A 16,166-nucleotide genomic window follows, 5' to 3' on the forward strand; every position below is an offset into this window, starting at 1 on the left:
ATAGAGTAGTTTCTTAACATTAAACTTTGAAAAATATTGGAGGCGAACGTTTGCGATGAAAGCATTCGAATTTTATAATCCTACTCAATTGATCTTCGGTAAAGGGCAATTAGAGACTCTCAAGCGTGAAGTTCCTAAATACGGTAAACGTGTACTGCTTGTATATGGCGGCGGCAGCATTAAGCGCAGCGGCTTGTATGATAATGTAATAAGTCTGCTTAAAGAGATTGGCGCAGAGGTAACGGAACTGGCTGGTGTAGAACCAAATCCTCGCTTGTCTACAGTACATAAAGGCGTGGAATTGTGTAAAACACATCAAATCGACCTCGTACTGGCTGTTGGCGGCGGTAGTGTGCTGGATTGCTCCAAAGCGATTGCTGTCGGGGCGAAATATGATGGCGACATGTGGGATTTTGCAGAGCGTAAAGCGGCTCCGCAGGCAGCATTGCCTTTAGGTACAGTTCTGACGATGGCAGCTACCGGTTCCGAAATGAACGCAGGTTCTGTCATTACGAACGAAGAAACACAGGAAAAACTGGGCTGGGGCAGCGTATTTGCGTTCCCTGCGTTTTCCATTCTTGATCCGGTGAACACGTATTCTCTGCCACAAAATCAAACGGTGTACGGAATCGTGGATATGATGTCACATACGCTGGAGCATTACTTCCATTTGGAATCTAACACTCCGGTTCAGCTTGGCTGGTGTGAAACGATTTTGCGCACAGTTATTGATGCGGCTCCGGGCCTGGTCAACGATCTGGAAAACTACGAGCTGCGTGAAACGATGATGTACTGTGGTACGATGGCGCTGAACGGCTTCCTGAACATGGGGCTGACAGGTGACTGGGCAACTCATAATATCGAGCATGCAGTGTCTGCTGTTTATGATATTCCACATGGCGGAGGACTGGCGATTTTGTTCCCGAACTGGATGAAGCACAATCTGCATGTGAAGCCTGAACGCTTCAAGCAACTGGCTGTGAATGTGTTCCATGTGAACCCGGAAGGCAAGAGTGACGAAGAAGTAGCACTGGAAGGTATTCAGGCGTTGCGTGATTTCTGGAACTCGATTGGTGCGCCAAGCCGTCTGGCTGATTACGATATTGATGATTCCAAAATCGACGTTATGGCTGATAAAGCTGTGAAATTCGGTTCTTTTGGTGGCTTTAACAAGCTGAATCGCGAAGATGTAGTGGAAATTTACAAAGCATCCCTGTAATTCAGTTTTTAGATAATTGTAAGCGCGTTTGTACGTCATTAGACGTATGGACGTGCTTTTTTGGGTTTGATTTGGAATTTAAGAGGAAAATTTTGAAACTTTTTAAGGTTGAATACGTAAACATAGTTATAGGCTGGAAACCAGACTGAAAAGGTACATGGAAGGAGGAGCCGCATGGAAACCATATTTTGGTGGTTATTGGCAGGGGGCGCTATCTTTACTGTGGTCAGTGTATTGATCGGGGATGTACTTGGTGGCTGGCTGGATGGATTGGAGCTGCCGGGCCTCGATTGGTTCAGACCCGTCGTTTTACTTGGAGCGATGACCGCTTTTGGCGGGGCTGGTGTGTTGCTGACGAAATATACCGGGCTGAGCATGGGCTGGGTCATTGTGTTTGCCTTTGCGATTGCATTTGTGATCGGAGTGCTTGTGTTTTTTGCGTTTATCAAGCCCATGGCGAACTCGGAGGTGTCCAGCGGCTTCTCGATGCGTGAGCTGACCGGAAGGATCGGTGAGGTCACCGTTCCGGTACCTGAGGTTGGTTACGGGGAGGTTATGATCCGCTTGGGTGCAGGCAACACCATACATACAGCATCGAGCTTTGATCACAAACCGCTAGCTGCGGGAACCCGTATCGTCGTGGTTGAGGTCGCAGAGGGTGTCGTCCGCGTAGCGTATCTGGACACATAGACGGCGCATTCGCTTAACTTGAAGGGAGCGTGAACGGGAGTGTCAAGTTTGCAGGATATTGTGTTGGTCCCGGGGATTGTCGTCATCGTTATTGTCATATTAGGGATTGCTTTTTGGGCCCGTTACAAAACGGTAGGACCGGATGAAGGAATGATCGTTACAGGTTCATTTTTGGGAAATAAAAATATTTCCGAGGATGATTCCGGTCGTAAAATCAAAATTGTGCGCGGCGGGGGCGCCTTTATATGGCCTATTTTTCAGCAGTCCGAATTTATTTCTTTATTGTCCCACAAACTGGATGTAACAACACCGGAAGTGTATACGGAGCAAGGAGTTCCTGTGATTGCGGACGGTGTGGCGATCATCAAGGTCGGCAGCTCCATTGAGGATATAGCAACAGCAGCGGAGCAGTTCATCGGGAAGCCGCTGGAGGCCCTCAGGGGAGAAGCTCAGGAAGTGCTGGAGGGCCATTTGCGTGCGATCCTCGGCTCGATGACAGTGGAGGAAGTATATCGTAATCGAGATCGGTTTGCGCAGGAAGTACAGGGCGTGGCTGCTCGCGATCTGAAAAAGATGGGTCTGCAAATTGTCTCGTTCACGATTAAAGATGTGCGTGATAAGCACGGATATCTGGATGCGCTTGGTAAGCCGAGAATTGCCGCTGTGAAACGGGACGCAGAAATTGCCGAAGCCGAGGCGGTACGGGATGCCCGGATACAAAAGGCGCGTGCCGAACAGGAAGGGCAGAAGGCTGAACTGTTACGTGATACAAACATTGCCGAGGCAGCCAAGGAGAAGGAACTGAAAGTGGCTTCGTTTAAAAAGGAGCAGGATACAGCCAAGGCGGAAGCCGATCAGGCTTATCACATTCAGGAGGCCCGTGCCAAGCAGACTGCCGTCGAGGAGCAGATGAAGGTCGAGCTGGTGCGCAAGGAGCGCGAAATTGATCTTCAAACCAAGGAAATTCAGGTACGTGAAAAGCAATATGATGCGGAAGTGAAGAAGAAGGCGGAAGCGGATCGGTATGCGGTAGAGCAAGCCGCGGAGGCGGATAAATCACGTAAAATGCGTGAGGCGGAATCGCTGCAATACTCGATTGAGACACAGGCTAAAGCGTCTGCTGAACAAAAACGACTGAATGGGCAAGCGGAAGCGGATGCGGAACGCGCCAAAGGTACGGCGGATGCTGACGTCATCCGTTTACGTGGTCTGGCGGAAGCCGAGGCCAAGGAAAAGCTGGCGGAGGCGTTCCAGAAGTTTGGTGAGGCAGCCGTACTCGATATTATCGTGAAAATGCTGCCTGAACTGGCCGGCCGGATTGCTGAGCCAATTGCGTCCATTGATAAATTAACGGTTGTGGATACAGGCAAGGGAGAAGGAGCAGCGCGTGTCAGCAATTATGTCACAGAGCTAATGGCTACGGCTCCAGAGATGCTCAAGAGTGTGTCCGGTATTGATGTAGAGCAGTTAATTAAGGGGCTGACCACGGGGAAAAAGGGCCTTCATTCCGTATCGTCCTCCGGTGAAACGGATAAGCTGCACATTCATGCCCCGGTTGAGGTTGCGCCGCGGGATAAAGAATAGCCGCAGGGCTTACAGGAGCAGATACCCCTTAACAGAAAGTACGCTTTTCATCACAGCTTTTCCCGGTTATTGTGATGAAAAGCGTTTTCTTTTTATTGACCTTTAGCGGAATATTTGGTACTTTAACGTGGATTCCTCTGAGCTTCATGCTCTAATTCTTAGGATCAAGGTTCAGATAAAAAGAGGTGCGGATGTGAGCAGCCTACAAGTGGCGAAAGCGCTGAATAACAATGTGATTATCGGGATGCATCCCGAGCATGATGAGGTTGTTGTGATTGGAAAAGGAATCGGTTTCAATCGCAAAAACGGCGATCTTATACCGTTGGATTCAGTTGAAAAATTATTTATATTAAAAAGCCATGAGGAGCAGGAGCAATACAAGCGATTGCTTCCCGAGCTGGATGAAAAGCTCATTGAGGTCATTGGTGAGGTGCTTCACCATGTTCAGCTTCAAGCGAAGAAGCCTCTGAATGAGCACATATTGATTGCTTTAACCGATCACATCGCCTTTTCCATTAATCGTCAGAAACAGGGCATTACGATCCATAATCCGTTTTTGTATGAAACGAGAGAAATTTACCCTCAGGAATACAAGATGGCTGAACAGGCAGTCTCTTTGATCAAGGAAAAGATGGGTGTGGATCTGGGAGAAGATGAAATCGGATTCGTAGCTTTGCATATTTACAGTGCCATGACGAACCAGCATATTTCCGAGGTCAGGAAGGATTCTCGATTGATTGCTGATATGGTACAGGTAGTAGAGACTACGCTGGATTATCGCATTCCTCTCCAATCCCTGGATTACTCACGTCTGCTGACTCATCTGAGGTTTGCGATTGAACGTGTACGCCGAGGAGAGATTGTGCAGGAGATTTACCGATTGGACAAGCTTTTGAATGAAGAGTATCCGGAAATGTATATGTTAGCCTGGAAGCTCACGAAGATTATGGAGAAAAGGCTTCGCAAACCCGTATATCCGGCTGAGGTTAGCTATTTGACGATGCATTTACAGCGGTTGTCCCAACGCAAAGAGCAGGGAGATCAACGTTAGAACAGCTAGAATCGAAAAAAGTATTGCCTCACTTTTGGCAGAATGCTATAATAAATTTCGTAATGAGCAAGACAACAATTGAATATCTAACGTGTTACTGATTCGATCAGGCATGAGTTGTTTTAAGTTATGATTGTTTACAGCCTACCGGGGTAAGCTATATCCCAAGGTTGTGTTCAAACATACTTAAATCGGCTCATGCCTTTTTTGTTGTTTTGCCTCTGTATTCTAATTTTCAGAGAAGGAAGTGGAAGGTATGTTTAAAAAGCTTTTCGGTGTTTTACAGCGTGTCGGCAAAGCTTTAATGCTTCCTGTAGCCATTTTGCCGGCAGCGGGACTTTTATTGGGAATCGGCAACATGTTGGTCAATCCCGATTTTCTCCAGTACATTCCGGCATTAAATGCGGGCTGGGTTCAATCGGTAGCGACGATCATGATGAATGCCGGACAAATTGTTTTTGATAATCTGGCACTGTTGTTTGCAGTCGGCGTAGCCGTCGGTCTGGCAGGCGGTGAAGGTGTAGCAGGTTTGGCTGCGATCATCGGTTACCTCGTCATGAACATTACATTGGGTACAGCTGTGGGTGTTACACCGGGTCTGATCGCTCAAAAAATACCGGGCTATGCGAACGTGCTGGGGATTCCAACGCTGCAAACCGGGGTGTTCGGCGGGATTATCATCGGTATACTGGCCGCGGCCATGTACAATCGCTTTTTCAAAATTGAGCTTCCTTCGTATCTGGGCTTTTTCGCAGGTAAGCGCTTCGTTCCGATTGCAACAGCAGTATCTTCGTTGTTGATTGGACTATTGCTGGTCATTGTATGGCCTCCCGTACAATCTGGACTGAACGTCGTGTCTCACTTCATGGTTGATTCCAACCCGACACTGGCCGCTTTCATTTTTGGGGTCATTGAACGCTCACTTATTCCTTTCGGATTGCATCACATTTGGTATTCACCGTTCTGGTTTGAGTTCGGCGAGTACGTGAACAAGGCAGGTCAAACGATTCATGGTGACCAGCAAATCTTCTTTAACCAGCTTCGTGATGGAGTTACATTGACAGCAAGTACGTTCCAAGTGGGTAAATTCCCGTTCATGATGTTCGGTTTGCCAGCCGCAGCGCTTGCAATGTATCATGAAGCAAGACCGGAACACAAAAAATATGTAGCAGGTATTATGGGTTCAGCAGCTTTGACCTCGTTCTTGACAGGGATTACGGAGCCACTGGAATTTTCCTTCCTGTTCGTAGCTCCATTGCTGTTCGCGGTGCATGCTGTGTTTGCAGGGCTGTCGTTTATGACCATGCAAATTTTGAATGTTAAAATCGGTATGACCTTCTCTGGTGGATTTATCGACTTCCTGATTTTCGGGATTATTCCGAATCGTACGTCTTGGTGGTACGTCATCATCGTCGGTCTGATTTTGGCGGTTATTTACTACTTCGGATTCCGATTCATCATACGGAAGTTTAACCTGAAAACACCAGGGCGTGAGGAAGCTACAGAAAATGTTGAAGGAGCCGCAGTCGGTACCACAGACGAGCTTCCAGGCAATATTTTGGCAGCTTTCGGCGGGGCGTCCAATATCAAGCATTTGGATGCTTGTATCACACGTCTTCGTATTGAAGTTAACGAGAAGTCCAACGTTGACAAGGCTCGTCTCAAACAGCTTGGCGCAGCGGGTGTACTCGAAGTCGGCAACAACGTACAAGCCATTTTCGGTACACGTTCCGACACGATTAAAACGCAAATGGCTGATATTATGGCGGGACGCACACCTGCTCCGGCTTCGTCTCAACCTGCTCCGCAAGAAGAGAAGGAAGCTGGTGAAGAAAAACAGACCATCATCGTTGAAGATATAGTGATGCCTGTTAACGGAGAATTGGTTGATATTTCGACTGTTCCTGATCCGGTATTTGCAGAACGTATGACAGGAGACGGCTTTGCTGTCGTGCCAAATGATGGAACGATTGTGTCACCTGTGTATGGTAAAGTATTCAATGTATTCCCAAGCAAGCATGCCATTGGTATCCAATCTGACGGCGGTAAGGAAGTGCTTGTTCATATCGGGGTGAACACAGTAAAGCTTAAAGGCCAAGGATTTGACGTTTTGGTGAACGAAGGCGATCTTGTGTCAGCCGGTCAACCGATTATGAAAGTAGACCTGGAATACGTGAAGGCAAACGCAAAATCCATCATCTCACCAGTCATTTTTACCAACCTTCCAGAAGGTTCTTCGGTAACTTTAAACAAAACTGGAGTATTGAAGGCTGGCGAAGATGGTATAATTACGATAAAATAAATTCTATGTGTTTCGGATTAGTAATCAGGCGGCTTAGGTCGCCTGATTATCGACCCGGTTTCACTACACGTATACTGCGTGTAAACAAATATTATCCATAGGAAAGTGGGAGGAACAATTATGCAAACAACTTTTAGAATTACTGATGAAGACGGTATCCATGCACGTCCTGCAACTGCGCTGGTAAATACAGCTAATAAATTCAGCGGTGCTGAATCTTTTGCCGAAGCTAACGGTAAAAAAGTAACTTTGAAATCCATTCTGGGTGTATTGTCTCTCGGTCTGGAACAAGGCGATACCATCAACATCATCTGTGAAGGCGCTGAAGCTGCTGACGCTCTGAAAGCTCTTGAAAATGTAATCGTTAACGAAGGGCTGGGCGAAATTCATGCTTAAAATTTCCGGGATTGCCGCTTCGGCAGGCATCGCTATTGCCCGGGCGTTTATCTTGGAGCATCCGAATTACGCTGTAGAGAGACGCGCGGTTGGTGATGCTGAAGCTGAAATTGCAAGATTGGATGCGGCTTTAGTAAAATCTCAAACCGAATTGGAAGCGATTAAGGAGAAAACTTTACAGGAACTGGGCGAGAAAAAAGCAGAGATTTTTGCTTCTCACCTGTTGATCCTGAATGATCCTGAACTGATCGATCCGGTTAAAGCTAAGATCAGAGACGAGCAGCTTAATGCTGACTATGCTCTGAACGAAGTAGCTACACAGTTTATTTCCATGTTCGAAAACATGAAAAGTGCTTATTTGCAAGAACGCGCATCGGACATGCGTGATGTAACCAAGCGGATCCTGAATCACCTGCTTGGTGTTCATTTTGTCAGTCCTGCAGAAATTGCCGAAGAAACGATTGTACTTGCAGAAGATTTGACACCTTCCGACACAGCTCAGCTGAATCGCGAATTTGTTAAAGGTTTTGCAACCAACATCGGCGGGCGTACTTCGCACTCGGCTATTATGGCTCGTTCACTTGAAATTCCTGCGGTTGTAGGAACGAAAAATATATTGTCCCAAGCTAAAAGCGGCGATTTGATTATCGTCGATGGTCTGGATGGTCACGTATTTGTGAACCCTTCCGAAGAGATCGTTGCGGAATACCAAGCTAAACAGGTGGCATACGACAAGCAACGCGAAGAGTGGCGCAAGCTGCGCGGCGAAGCTACAGTTTCCGTCGATGGTGTGCATGTCGAACTGGCAGCCAATATCGGTACGCCTAACGATGTAGCCGGCGTTCTGGATAACGGTGGCGAAGGCGTTGGCCTGTATCGTACTGAATTCTTGTATATGGGACGCGATAAGCTTCCATCCGAAGAAGTACAGTACACAGCATATAAAACCGTTCTGGAAAGAATGGAAGGCAAACCGGTTGTAGTCCGCACGTTGGACATCGGTGGCGACAAAGAGCTTCCTTATCTGGATCTGCCGAAGGAAATGAATCCATTCCTCGGATTCCGTGCTATTCGTCTGTGTCTGGATCGTCAGGATATTTTCCGTACTCAATTGCGTGCTTTGCTGCGGGCAAGTGTACACGGTAACCTGCGGATCATGTTCCCAATGATTGCTACACTGAACGAATTCCGTGAATCCAAAGCTGTGCTGCTGGAGGAAAAGGAAAAGTTGGTAGCCGAGGGTGTAGCCGTATCTGAAGAAATTCAGTTGGGCATCATGGTAGAAATTCCTTCTACAGCGGTATTGGCTGACCAATTCGCAAAAGAAGTTGATTTCTTCAGTATCGGTACGAACGATCTGATTCAGTACACAATGGCAGCGGATCGTATGAACGAGCGGGTTTCTTACCTGTATCAACCATATAACCCATCCATTCTGCGTCTGGTGAAAATGGTTATTGATGCCGCTCACCGTGAAGGACGTTGGGCAGGTATGTGCGGCGAAATGGCAGGGGATACAACAGCAATTCCATTGCTGCTGGGTCTGGGACTCGATGAGTTCAGCATGAGCGCTACTTCCATTCTGCCAGCACGCAGTCAAATTTCGAAATTGTCCCGCGCGGACATGGAGAAACTGGCTGCAAAAGCTTTGGACATGCAAACAGCCGAGCAGGTTGTTGAATTGGTTCAAAGCATTGAAGGCTAAGAAAGAATATTACATTTTCAAAGGTTATATCTTTTTCCAACAAAAATTGCTGTCTACATACAGCGGCCGGTATCTAACAGATACCGGCTTTTTTGTATGCCCAGAGTTGGAGTTTGCTTTTAGCTGCATGAGCAATTCAATATCGGCTTGCGAGCTGCGGTTGCTTCGTCCAGTCGCGTGACCGGAGTGGTATATGGAGCATTTAGCACCAATTCAGGCGTTTCCTCCGCTTCCCGCGAAATTTGAATCATGGTGTCGATGAAGGCATCAAGCGTCTCCTTGCTTTCCGTTTCTGTCGGCTCGATCATGATACATTCCTCTACATTCAGCGGGAAATAAATCGTAGGCGGGTGGTAGCCGAAATCGAGCAATCGTTTGGCAACATCAAGCGTACGCACTCCGAATTTCTTCAAGCCGCGCCCGGACATCACGAATTCGTGCTTACAATACCCCGGATAAGGGATGTCAAAATACGGAGCCAATCGGTGCATCATATAATTGGCATTAAGTACGGCACATTCGGATACTCTCTTCAAGCCGTCAGGGCCGTAGCTGCGGATATAGGCATAGGCACGGACGAGAATGCCGAAGTTGCCGTAAAAGGCTTTGACCCGTCCGATGGAATCTCCCTGCTCTCGATCCCAGTGGTACGTGCCCTTGGGATCACGCACGACAAGCGGCTTGGGCAAATACGGAATGAGCCGTTGCTTTACCCCTACAGGTCCCGCGCCGGGGCCGCCTCCGCCATGTGGGGTACTCATCGTTTTGTGCAAATTGAGATGCACTACGTCAAAGCCCATATCCCCGGGGCGGGTGATCCCCATAATGGCGTTGGAGTTCGCGCCGTCATAGTAGAGCAGGCCACCTGCTTCATGCACAATCGCGGCAATGTCAGCGATTTGCTTCTCGAACAGCCCGAGCGTGTTCGGGTTGGTCAGCATAAGCGCAGCGGTGTCGTTGCCTACGGCTTGACGCAGTGCGTCCAGATCCACCAGCCCCTGCGGTGTGGAGGGAAGGGTGATCGTTTCGAAGCCTGCCACAGCGGCGCTGGCGGGGTTCGTTCCGTGCGAGGAATCCGGCACGAGCACTTTGGTACGCCGCTCACCACGCGCTTCGTGGTAGGAGCGGATCATCATCAGCCCGGTCCATTCGCCATGGGCGCCCGCGGCGGGCTGAAGGGTGACGGCATCCATGCCGGTTAACGCGGCCAAATCGCTTTGAAGCGTATGGAGCAGTGCCATGGCTCCCTGGATGCTGTCCTCTGGCTGGTACGGATGGATTTTGGCGAAGCCTGCATAACGGGCGACATCCTCGTTTACCTTGGGGTTGTATTTCATCGTACAGGAGCCGAGCGGATAAAATCCGTTGTCCACGCCAAAATTGCGCCGTGACAGTGCGGTATAATGTCGAATTACGTCTACTTCGTATACCTCGGGCAATGCCGCAGGCTCGCTACGCTGCGCATAATCCGGCAAAAGCTCTGCCACCGGACGGCGGGGAACATCGCATTCGGGCAGGGAATAGGCGATACGGCCTGATCTGCTCAATTCAAAAATGAGCGCCTGATCATGCTCTTTCATCTGAGTTCGACTGGGTTCGACTTCTGGATTCGGTATACCCTGATCTTGTCCGGTGGTGTGTGTCATAGCAATCCCCCCAAGATGTGTACGAATTGATCGATCTCTTCCTTTGTTCGTTGCTCTGTCACGGCAATCAGCATGTGACCTGCATATTCCTCATAATCCCGCCCTAAATCGTAGCCGCCGATAAATCCGGCAGCAAGCAATCCAGCTTGCAGTTTATTCATATTGGTACCTTCAGGTAACCGCAGGGCAAACTCGTTAAAGGTGGGTGCAGTAAAGGAGGCTGTCACGCCCTTCAAGCCGAGTAGTTGCTCCAATGCGTAACGGCTTTTGTGCAAGTTTAGCTCGGCTACTTCCGCGATGCCCTGTCTACCCATGACGGACAAATACACAGAGGCAGATAAGGCGAGCAACGCCTGATTGGAGCATATGTTAGAGGTGGCCTTTTCCCGGCGGATATGCTGCTCCCGTGCCTGTAAGGTTAGCACGAAGCCGCGTTTACCGTTGCGATCTGTGGTCTGGCCCACTATACGTCCGGGGATACGGCGCATATGCGCCTGAGAAACGGCAAAGTAACCACAGGTTGGGCCACCGAGGGAGGAGGAGATGCCGAGCGGCTGCGCGTCTCCTACGACAATATCCGCGCCCTGCTTACCAGGTGCTTCCAGCAAGCCCAGCGCCAGCGGATTGGCGCTGACAACCATAAGACCCTTGTGGGCATGGATCAGGTCAGCCATCGGCTTCAGATTTTCCACGGCCCCGAAAAAATTAGGGCTTTGGACCAAAACTGCCGCCGTCTGCTCCGATATGGCCGCCATTAATGCCTTCACGTCAGTTACACCATCTGCACAGTCGATCTCCACGATATCCAAATCCAGCCCGCGCGCATAGGCTGCCAATACCTGACGTGCCTCCGGATGGACGGTCCGCGATACGATAAGCTGCTTGCGGCGGGTGGCAGCGGCAGCCAATGAGCCTGCTTCTGCCAGCGCAGTCGCTCCATCATACATGCTGGCATTGGCTACAGCCATGCCTGTTAATTCGCATATATACGATTGAAATTCGAAGATGGCTTGCAACTCGCCCTGGCTTACCTCCGGCTGATAAGGAGTGTAGGCTGTATAAAATTCCGAGCGTGAAGTGATATGCTGGATGACGGACGGAATATGATGATCGTAAATCCCTGCGCCGAGAAAGCTGGCGTGCGTGTCTGTATTGGCATTTTGCCCGGCCAGTCCTGATAAGTGGCGGGTTAAGGCTCTTTCGTCTAACCGAGAAGACAGGGGCAGCTCCCCCTTATACCGGATCGCCTCAGGAATATCGCTGAATAAATCGTCGATGGACGATGCGCCGACCACGCGCAGCATTTCAGCTTGATCTTGCTCGGTCATGGGAAGATAACGATGCTGTTTCATTGGGTCTGGCTCCTTTCAACCAACAAGATCGTAAAAACGTAAAACGATTAACAAATGATTAATAAACGAGTGCCAACTGGGCAGCGGTTAGTAACGGATCACGATAGTTATAGTAAGACGAGCGTTTAAATCAGCGTGGACGTTTATAAAAGGGTGAGGCTACCACCTCGGCGCGCAGGCGCTTGCCACGAATCTCGACCTCCAGCGGCGTGGATAGGGAACTAAAACGACTGTCCACCAGAGCCAAACCCAGATTACGTTTTAAGGTGGGCGACTGGGTTCCAGTTGTGACCTCGCCAATTTGCTGCCCTTCCGCGAACACGGGGTAATGGGCACGCGGTATGCCACGGTCAAGCATTTCCAGCCCGATCAGCTTGCGCGGAATACCTTGTTCTTTCTGGCGTTGCAGAGCTGCTTTGCCGATAAAATCTCCCTTATTCAGCTTGACGAAGAAGCCTAAACCAGCTTCCAGCGGTGAAATCGTGGCGGACAGCTCCTGTCCGTACAGCGGCAGCCGCGCCTCGAAACGCAGTGTATCCCGGGCTCCAAGTCCGGCGGGAACCAGACCATACGGCTCACCGATGCGAAGCAATCCGTCCCACACTGCCGGTGCATTCGCAGCAGGCACATAAAATTCAAAGCCGTCTTCCCCTGTGTATCCGGTGCGGGAGACGAGCGCTTTTGCTCCGAACAATTGCACATCCTCGCTGAATCGGAAGGAGGCCAGCTTTGTAATGTCCGTGTCTGTCACGGCGGCGGCAATACGTGCAGCTTCAGGCCCTTGCAACGCCAGCAGTGCCACCGCATCTGATACGTTTTCCAGATGAACGGATGCAGGCGCATGGCGAAGCAGCCAATCCCAATCCTTATCGATGTTGGAGGCATTCACAACGAGCATGTAACGCTCCGGCCCTTTATAGTAGACAAGGAGGTCGTCTACTACACCTCCATCCGGGTAACACAGGAGCGAATATTGGGCCTGGCCCGGCTCCAATTGGCTGACATCGTTCGTCGTCACCTGTTGCAGAAATGTTTCGGCTTCCTGGCCCTCGACCAAGAATTCACCCATATGCGATACATCGAATAATCCTGCATGTTGCCGGACGGCCTCATGTTCCTTTTGAATGCCACTGAACTGTACAGGCAGCTCCCAGCCGCCAAAATCAATGCAACGAACCCCCGACAGCGTGCTGTAGGATGAATGCAGCGGCGTTTTTCGCAAGTTAGTCATTTTTCCACTCCTATCCGGTATGATCGGCTAAACAAAAAAGACAGGCCGAAAAAAACGTATGGACGGCAGTCCACACACTTTTTTTCAGCTCTGTCCTTGATACCTGAGAGTTACCCCGGTGTGTACCGGGTTTCCCCTTGGGTGATCCGCCTGTATGGCGAATGCTCTCCAGAGATGCGTCCGGCAGAGGTCCTTTTGCCTGAGAGATTCACCTGCGGTGCAGGTTTACTCCTTCGGCGCTGCCTCTGGATCAGCTATACGTCATCCGGCCCTGCCGGTTGGTTACAGCTTGATCCGACTCGCTTGCTGCCTTGTTTTACAGGTGGCAACAGTGATGCGAGTGTTGACAGTCTCTCCCTCCACGTTCATCCGCGTTTACAATTATTAGGTGTTTCCAAAAGCACTTGTTATAACCCATTAATACGCAAATTTATTCGAAATGTCAACAAAAATGTCATGAAAAACATTATTAAAAACATTTTATTCATAAATAAGGATATGTAAGCGTTTGTTATAATCTGTCGTATTTTTAGTTAGAAAGATATATGGAGTAATGTGAAATATTTTTGTTAGTATTATTGACATGATAGTTCTAGTTGTCATAATCTTAACCTGTCATAGACGGGTAGGCAAAACGATGTAATCCATATGAAAGCGAGGCGGAGCAGGATGAGTGAAGTGAAGCAGCAATTGTGGTACACGGAAGAACATGAATGGGTTCAGCGCACAGAGGATGGAACGGTACGAATCGGTATTACGGACTTTGCACAGCATCAACTGGGCGATATCGTTTTTGTGGAGCTGCCTGGGGAGGGAGCAACGATTGAGCAGGGGGCGGAGATTGGTACTATTGAATCGGTAAAGACAGTATCCGACCTGTTCGCTCCAGTAACGGGAACGGTGTTGAAGGTGAATGAAGCGCTGGAAGGTACGCCTGAGCTGGTCAACGAATCTCCTTACGAAAAAGGCTGGATGATCGAAGTGAAGATTGGGGAAGATCTGGAGGGGGCATTAAGCAAGCTGCTGTCTGCGGATCAGTACGAGCAGTTGACTGCCAATGAGTAATAATGGGGCAATGTAGATTGGATAATTGAATAAGGGCGGCGTTTGTCCGCTCGATTTTGTATAAAAATAGTCGCGATGAATTGGCATAGCGGCTATTTTTGCTGTCTTTTTTTGCAAGCGTAATTACGTGTTTTTCTCTTGTTTAGAGGATAGACCTCATACATAAATTGTACCGATGACAGGATGGTTTTTCGACTAAATACTCGTGTTACAGGCCATATTAAGAGGAATTATGCAGAATGATTTCGCGCCTGTTTATCTTAAATTTAAATGTTGTCATCAACGTTCATGACGAAAGTACGTTTTCATTTCGTTGAAGAAGATAGCGTTGTCATTTAGTATGAATTTTAAGAAAAGGTAGTGATGCTTTTTACCTATAAGGAGGATATGAATATGAGCACAGTGGACACAAAGTCCAGTTCAAACGGAGGAGCGCGCGTTGCCGTACAGCGTTTTGGCCGTTTTCTCAGTGGTATGGTTATGCCCAATATGGGGGCCTTTATCGCATGGGGATTGATCACGGCACTTTTTATTCCGACCGGATGGTTCCCAAATGAGGGGTTTGCACAACTGGTTGATCCGATGAAAAATTATTTGCTGCCGCTGCTAATCGGTTATACAGGTGGCACAATGATTCACGGACAGCGCGGAGGTGTGATCGGGGCCATTATGACGATGGGTGTCATTGTCGGGGCGGACATTCCGATGTTTCTCGGCGCGATGATAGCTGGTCCGCTGGCTGCATGGATATTGAAGAAATTCGACAAAGCGATTGACGGCAAAGTTAAATCAGGCTTTGAAATGCTGGTCAATAACTTCTCGGCAGGGATTATCGGGGCGATTTTAGCGTTGCTTGCCCATGTGGCAATCGGCCCGGTAGTACAAATCATCAGTCAAGTGTTGTCAGCAGGGGTACAGTTCCTCGTGAACGCAGGGCTTTTGCCGCTCGTCAACCTCATTATTGAGCCCGGAAAAGTATTGTTTTTAAACAACGCGCTGAACCACGGAGTATTGAGTCCGATTGCGCTGGAGGAAGCTTCAAGAACAGGCAAATCCGTTTTGTTCATGCTGGAATCCAACCCTGGACCGGGGCTCGGTATTTTGCTGGCCTACTGCCTGTTTGGTAAAGGTTCTGCGAAGTCGTCGGCTCCCGGTGCGGTCATCATTCACTTTTTCGGCGGGATTCATGAAATTTATTTCCCTTATATTTTGATGAAGCCGATTCTGATTCTTGCTGCTATAGCTGGGGGCGTAGTGGGAACGTTCTGTTTCATGCTGACAGGTGCCGGACTGGTTGCAGCTCCTTCACCGGGTAGTATCATTGCTTATTTCCTGATGACGCCAAAAGGTGGATATTTGCCAATGCTGAGCGGTGTGATCGCTGCTGCGGTCGTATCGTTTGCTGTTGCTGCTGTGTTACTCAAGACAGGTAAGCAAAAAGAAGAGGATCTAGAGGAAGCGGCATCCCGCATGAAGGATATGAAAACTCAAAGCAAGGGTGCAAGCGAAAACGCTACTGTAACGGAAGATAACCGCGAAGCTGATCGTGCTGCGGAGATTGCCGAAGTTCAAACGGTCAAGGATAAATCAGATGTGAACAAGATCGTCTTTTCCTGTGATGCAGGTATGGGCTCAAGCGCTATGGGCGCCTCGATTTTACGCAAAAAAATGAAGCAGGCGGGTGTGGACGTTACGGTAACGAACACGGCAATCAGTGAGATTCCGCAGGATGCAGATATTGTCATTACGCAAAAAACGTTGACAGACCGGGCTAAAACGGTAGCTCCGAATGCCGAGCACATTTCCATTGACAATTTCCTGAAGAGCCCTGAATACGAAGCGCTGGTGGAACGTCTGAAATCCGATTCTTAATCCACCGTAGTAGTCAGGCCGCCTGTGTGCAGTAGGTATTCTGCGGAGGGGAT

General features: G+C 49.0%; 12 protein-coding genes and 2 riboswitches. Of the genes, 9 read left to right on the forward strand and 3 right to left on the reverse strand.

Features of this window, described 5'->3' with window-relative positions; translation table 11 throughout:
* Positions 1–55 precede the first annotated feature (55 nt).
* The 7 genes from ACQ4MX_RS22490 (at position 56) to ptsP (ending at position 8,947) form a co-directional block, all read left to right on the forward strand.
* Entirely contained in the window at positions 56–1,219 is a 1,164-nt protein-coding gene (locus ACQ4MX_RS22490) for an iron-containing alcohol dehydrogenase (protein WP_431087402.1), read from the forward strand.
* Between the two features lie 174 nt (positions 1,220–1,393).
* Complete coding sequence (locus tag ACQ4MX_RS22495; RefSeq protein ID WP_431087403.1) at positions 1,394–1,909, forward strand: NfeD family protein; 516 nt, start codon at positions 1,394–1,396, stop codon at positions 1,907–1,909.
* A 48-nt stretch (positions 1,910–1,957) separates the two neighbouring features.
* Positions 1,958–3,493 carry a flotillin family protein gene (locus tag ACQ4MX_RS22500; protein WP_149093950.1) on the forward strand — a complete coding sequence of 512 codons (1,536 nt, stop codon included), beginning with the start codon at positions 1,958–1,960 and terminating at the stop codon, positions 3,491–3,493.
* Between the two features lie 193 nt (positions 3,494–3,686).
* Positions 3,687–4,544, forward strand: coding sequence for a glucose PTS transporter transcription antiterminator GlcT (gene glcT / locus ACQ4MX_RS22505; RefSeq protein WP_431087405.1), 858 nt, complete (start codon positions 3,687–3,689; stop codon positions 4,542–4,544).
* A gap of 256 nt (positions 4,545–4,800) precedes the next feature.
* A complete protein-coding gene (gene ptsG / locus ACQ4MX_RS22510) occupies positions 4,801–6,846 on the forward strand; it encodes a glucose-specific PTS transporter subunit IIBC (RefSeq protein WP_192512010.1) in 2,046 nt (681 codons plus the stop codon).
* Positions 6,847–6,966: 120 nt separating this feature from the next.
* A complete protein-coding gene (locus ACQ4MX_RS22515; RefSeq protein ID WP_014282905.1) occupies positions 6,967–7,242 on the forward strand; it encodes an HPr family phosphocarrier protein in 276 nt (91 codons plus the stop codon).
* Positions 7,235–8,947 (forward strand): phosphoenolpyruvate--protein phosphotransferase, encoded by a 1,713-nt coding sequence (gene ptsP / locus ACQ4MX_RS22520; RefSeq protein ID WP_431087406.1) that lies wholly within the window; start codon positions 7,235–7,237, stop codon positions 8,945–8,947. Before ACQ4MX_RS22515 ends, ptsP begins: the two co-directional genes overlap by 8 nt.
* 119 nt (positions 8,948–9,066) lie before the next feature.
* Here ptsP and gcvPB read toward each other — a convergent pair whose 3' ends face one another.
* The 3 genes from gcvPB to gcvT form a co-directional block, all read right to left on the reverse strand.
* Complete coding sequence (gcvPB, locus tag ACQ4MX_RS22525; protein ID WP_431087408.1) at positions 9,067–10,593, reverse strand: aminomethyl-transferring glycine dehydrogenase subunit GcvPB; 1,527 nt, start codon at positions 10,591–10,593, stop codon at positions 9,067–9,069.
* A complete protein-coding gene (gcvPA, locus tag ACQ4MX_RS22530; RefSeq protein ID WP_431087409.1) occupies positions 10,590–11,945 on the reverse strand; it encodes an aminomethyl-transferring glycine dehydrogenase subunit GcvPA in 1,356 nt (451 codons plus the stop codon). The genes gcvPB and gcvPA overlap by 4 nt, the downstream gene beginning before the upstream one ends.
* A 130-nt stretch (positions 11,946–12,075) precedes the next feature.
* Positions 12,076–13,176 carry a glycine cleavage system aminomethyltransferase GcvT gene (gcvT, locus tag ACQ4MX_RS22535; protein WP_431087410.1) on the reverse strand — a complete coding sequence of 367 codons (1,101 nt, stop codon included), beginning with the start codon at positions 13,174–13,176 and terminating at the stop codon, positions 12,076–12,078.
* An 80-nt stretch (positions 13,177–13,256) separates the two neighbouring features.
* Positions 13,257–13,353: riboswitch (glycine riboswitch) on the reverse strand.
* A riboswitch (glycine riboswitch) is annotated at positions 13,354–13,545 on the reverse strand.
* A 300-nt stretch (positions 13,546–13,845) separates the two neighbouring features.
* On the opposite strand from gcvT, the gene gcvH reads away from it, so the two are divergent.
* Positions 13,846–14,241, forward strand: coding sequence for a glycine cleavage system protein GcvH (gene gcvH / locus ACQ4MX_RS22540; protein WP_192512013.1), 396 nt, complete (start codon positions 13,846–13,848; stop codon positions 14,239–14,241).
* 393 nt (positions 14,242–14,634) lie between these two features.
* Positions 14,635–16,113, forward strand: a complete 1,479-nt coding sequence (locus ACQ4MX_RS22545) for a PTS mannitol transporter subunit IICB (RefSeq protein WP_431087412.1) — start codon at positions 14,635–14,637, stop codon at positions 16,111–16,113.
* The last annotated feature ends 53 nt before the right edge of the window (positions 16,114–16,166 follow it).

The organism is Paenibacillus sp. 8b26, assembly GCF_050626875.1.
Classification (GTDB): Bacteria; Bacillota; Bacilli; order Paenibacillales; family Paenibacillaceae; genus Paenibacillus.

Excerpts from the sequence above, each read along its gene's own strand:
- ACQ4MX_RS22490 (WP_431087402.1), top strand. The coding sequence starts at position 56 with ATGAAAGCATTCGAATTTTATAATCCTACTCAATTGATCTTCGGTAAA.
- ACQ4MX_RS22495 (WP_431087403.1), top strand. The coding sequence starts at position 1,394 with ATGGAAACCATATTTTGGTGGTTATTGGCAGGGGGCGCTATCTTTACT.
- ptsG (WP_192512010.1), top strand. The coding sequence starts at position 4,801 with ATGTTTAAAAAGCTTTTCGGTGTTTTACAGCGTGTCGGCAAAGCTTTA.
- ACQ4MX_RS22515 (WP_014282905.1), top strand. The coding sequence starts at position 6,967 with ATGCAAACAACTTTTAGAATTACTGATGAAGACGGTATCCATGCACGT.
- ptsP (WP_431087406.1), top strand. The coding sequence starts at position 7,235 with ATGCTTAAAATTTCCGGGATTGCCGCTTCGGCAGGCATCGCTATTGCC.
- gcvPB (WP_431087408.1), bottom strand. The coding sequence starts at position 10,593 with ATGACACACACCACCGGACAAGATCAGGGTATACCGAATCCAGAAGTC.
- gcvPA (WP_431087409.1), bottom strand. The coding sequence starts at position 11,945 with ATGAAACAGCATCGTTATCTTCCCATGACCGAGCAAGATCAAGCTGAA.
- gcvT (WP_431087410.1), bottom strand. The coding sequence starts at position 13,176 with ATGACTAACTTGCGAAAAACGCCGCTGCATTCATCCTACAGCACGCTG.
- gcvH (WP_192512013.1), top strand. The coding sequence starts at position 13,846 with ATGAGTGAAGTGAAGCAGCAATTGTGGTACACGGAAGAACATGAATGG.
- ACQ4MX_RS22545 (WP_431087412.1), top strand. The coding sequence starts at position 14,635 with ATGAGCACAGTGGACACAAAGTCCAGTTCAAACGGAGGAGCGCGCGTT.